At 70.6% G+C, this 3,488-nt stretch carries 4 protein-coding genes; 1 reads left to right on the top strand and 3 read right to left on the bottom strand.

The window, feature by feature from the left end:
• The 3 genes from WBA11_RS14065 to WBA11_RS14055 all read right to left on the bottom strand — a co-directional run.
• Window positions 1-989 (bottom strand): TonB-dependent receptor plug domain-containing protein (locus tag WBA11_RS14065; RefSeq protein WP_424521301.1); only part of this gene is annotated, 989 nt, incomplete at its 3' end.
• Complete coding sequence (locus WBA11_RS14060) at window positions 986-1,642, bottom strand: MerR family transcriptional regulator (RefSeq protein WP_424521300.1); 657 nt, start codon at window positions 1,640-1,642, stop codon at window positions 986-988. The genes WBA11_RS14060 and WBA11_RS14065, both read right to left, overlap by 4 nt.
• A gap of 162 nt (window positions 1,643-1,804) precedes the next feature.
• Window positions 1,805-3,028 carry a TolB family protein gene (locus WBA11_RS14055; RefSeq protein WP_424521299.1) on the bottom strand — a complete coding sequence of 408 codons (1,224 nt, stop codon included), beginning with the start codon at window positions 3,026-3,028 and terminating at the stop codon, window positions 1,805-1,807.
• Between the two features lie 94 nt (window positions 3,029-3,122).
• Between WBA11_RS14055 and trxA the strand changes: the two genes are divergently transcribed.
• A partial coding sequence (gene trxA, locus WBA11_RS14050; protein WP_424521298.1) for a thioredoxin occupies window positions 3,123-3,488 on the top strand: 366 nt, incomplete at its 3' end.

Here is a 3,488-nt window from a genome sequence, read left to right as displayed (position 1 = left end):
CTCCACAGCGCGTCGACCTGGGCCTCGGCCTTGAGCTGGCGCTGGTCGAACCGGTCGTCGTAGGTCAGGCTGTCGCCGCCCCCGCGATCGGTCTCGAAGACCTGGGTGTCCAGGCGGTAGCCGGTCGCGTAGCCCTGGAGCCGCAACGCGTACCGGCCGCCCCAGGTGTGGCGGAGTTCGGGGTGGACGCTCCAGTCGCGCCGCGCGCCCGTCTCGTTGATCGGGAAGACGGCGTCGTTGACGTCGGCGAAGGCGTAGCGCAGGCGGTCGTCGCCGGTCGTCGCGCGGACACCGAGGCGAGCGCGCGTCTGTGGGCCGAGTTCGCCCGACACGCGCAGGTCCGCCGTCGTCTCGGTCCGCTCGGGCGTCGTGTTGCCGAACAGGTCCGGGTCGAGGTCGTAGCCGTCCGTCGCCGTCCGGTCGAGGGCGAGCCGGGCGCCCCACGCGCGTCCCAACAACTGCGTCCCGCCCTCGGCCTCGAGGGCGAGGGCGCTCTGCGCGAACGACCCAGTACGGGCACGCAAGCGAACGGCGGGCTCCCTCGGGACGGCCGTCACCAGGTTCACCACGCCCGCCAGCGCGTCGCTCCCGTAGAGCGACGACGACGGCCCGCGCACGACCTCGACGCGTTCGATCCCCGTCGTGGACAGCCGCGACACATCGAGGACGCCCGCCGTCCGCCCCACGACCGGCTGCCCGTCGATCAGGATCAGCGTGTACGCCGGATCCAAGCCCTGAATCTGGATGCCGACCCCGCCCAGACCGGACGTCACCTCCAGGCCGGGCAGCGCATCCAAGACGTCGCCCAGGCGCAGTGCCCCGTCGGCCTCGATCTCGTCCGCGCCGACGACCGTGATCGGGACGGCCACGTCCTCGAGGGCGGCGGCGGTCCGGGTGGCCGTCACGACAACCCGCTCGAGGGTCGAGTCCGGCTTGACCTGTCCAAACGCGGGGGCCGCCAACGCGAGCAGGAGCGCGAGCCGCTTCATCCCTCGATCTGGGGCGAGCCCGCGCCGAACTCGTCCACGCCGTAGCCCTCGGCGATCGAGAGCTGGACCTCGTTCGTGAACGTGTTCACCTTGCGCGTCAGCTCGACGCCCGGCCGCTCCCCGGACGCCGGGTAGAACGACGTCGACTCCGAGAGCACGTCGCGGAAAAACAGCGTGGCCCGGAGCGCGGCCGAGTACGGCATCCCGGCGTCGCGCAGGTGGACGGCGTAGAGCTGGGTCAAGCGCCGGACCTCGGGCCACAGCTCGGCCTCGTCGATGGTGCCGGCGACGTGCTGGAGCAAGAGCCCCATCAAACGCCGCCCGTTCTCCCGGCTCAGCGTCCGGTCGCTCTCCGACATCGAGGTCTTCCACTGCGTCTCCGGCCTCGAGTCGAGCTCGTAGCGCGTGTGGACGAGCGCGTGGTGCGCCCACGCCTGGTCAGCCGGCTCGCCGTCGGTGGGGAGGGTCTGGGCCGGCGCGTTCCCCGTGCCCGCGCCGGACAGCAGCCGGTCGATGGCGACGCGCGGGATGCGGCGGTGGCCGCCGGGCGTCCGCGTCTCCGGCAGGCGCCCCTCGTCCGTCCACCGACGGATCGTGTCGACGTGGACGCCGAGCAGGTCGGCGGCGGCGGCAACGGAGAGGTAATCGGACATCGGAGCGCGGGGCTTTCTGCCAGGACCGAAAGGTAGAACCTAGGCAAACCTAGGTGCGGTGAAGAGCACGCCGCCTAGCCGACTCAGGCGTAGCCCGACCTCGAGGTCGCACCGGCTCGCCGTCCTCGAGGCATATCCTGAACGGAGCCGAAGGACCGCTGCCTACAGCCCGAACTCGAGGTCGACGTCCGAGGGTGTCTCGACCCAGTCGGCGACGAACACGTTGGTGTCGCGGCTCGGCGCGCGGTCGCCGCGGCGGTTGGACGCGAAGACGAGTTGGGTGCCGTCGGGCGAGAACATCGGGAAGGCGTCGAACGTGCCGCTAAACGTGACGCGCTCGAGGTCGCCGGAGTCGATGTCGACCAGGAACAAGTCGAACTCGCGCCCGCCCTGGTCGAGCGTGTGGTGGTTGGTCGAGAACAGGACCTTGTCGCCAGACGGGTGGAAAAACGGCGCCCAGTTGGCGCCCGGCAGGTCGGTGATCTGGCGCGCGTTCGACCCGTCGATGTCCGAGACGTAGAGGTTGAGCGCGCCGGGCTCGACGGCGTAGTCCCGCAGGAGCGCGCGGTAGGCCACGGCGTCCCGGCCCGTCGGGCGCGAGGCGCGCCACAGGATCTGCTGGCTGTCGGGCGAGAAGAAGGCGCCGCCGTCGTAGCCGAGCTCGTCGGTAAGCTGGATCGTCTCGCCGGTCGCGACCTCGTAGCGGTACAGCTCGAGATCGCCGGAGCGCGTCGACGTGAACACGATAAAGCGGCCGTCAGGGCTCACAGTCGGCTCTGCGTCGTAGCCCGCCCCGCCGATCAGGAGCTCCGTGTTGGAGCCGTCGGCGTCGGCGACGTAGATGTCGAAGGTCTCGAACACGTCCCAGACGTACTGGCCCGTCCTCGAAGCCGTCGTGGTCGGGCACTGGCGGTCACCCTCGTGCGTCGAGGAGTAGATGATCCGGCCGTCGGCCAAGAAGTAGCCGCACGTCGTCCGGCCCAGGCCGGTCGAGACCAGCTCCGCGCCGGACCCGTCGCGGCCGGCGCCTGTCCGGGCGTCCATCACGAACTGCTGGTCGCAGCCCCGGTCGTTGATCGCCTCCCAGTCGCTCTGGAAGATCAGGTCGTCGCCGTCGAAGCTCCAGTAGGCCTCGGCGTTGTTGCCGCCGAACGTCAGCTGGCGGATGTTGCGGAGCCGGGTCTCGCCGGAGAACCGGAGCGAGTCCGACGCCGCGTCGTAGACCTCGGCCTCGAGGTCGACGGGCCGGCCCGTGATGGGCTGGTCGGCCTGGGAGGCCTGGACGGCTTCCTGCGTCTGCTGGGCGAGACCGGCGTCGAGGGTGTCGACGGTGGAGGAGCAGGCCGACAGGGCGACGATGGAGAAAGCGGCGAGAGCGAGGCGCATGGGGAACCGGCTGAAAAAGGCGTCCGTGACACCCAGCCCAACCAGAGCCTCGGTGTCGTGTTGCCGAGGTTTGCCCCATTTTCAGTTTCTCCACATGCCCGAGCCCGCCGCCTTCGATTTCAGCACCGACGTCTTGGACGCCAGCCGGTCCCGGCCCGTCGTGGTCGACTTCTGGGCGCCGTGGTGCGGCCCCTGCCGAGCGCTCGGCCCGACCCTCGAAAAGCTCGACCGTGAGGCCGGCGACCGGTGGACCTTGGCCAAGGTCAACACCGACGAGCACCCGGAGCTGATGCAGCGCTACGGCGTCCGCGGCATCCCGGCCGTCAAGCTGTTCGTCGACGGCGCTGTTGTGGGCGAATTCACCGGCGCCCTCCCCGAGGCTCAAGTGCGGCAGTGGCTCAACCAGCACATCCCCTCGCCCGCGCGCGAGAAGGTCCAGGCCGCACAGTCCGCCCTCGAG

Origin of the sequence: Rubrivirga sp. (genome assembly GCF_049648075.1) — a bacterium.
Lineage (GTDB): Bacteria > Bacteroidota > Rhodothermia > Rhodothermales > Rubricoccaceae > Rubrivirga.
The sequence above is the reverse complement of the archived record's forward strand: the minus strand, read 5'-3'. Positions and strand labels throughout refer to the sequence as shown.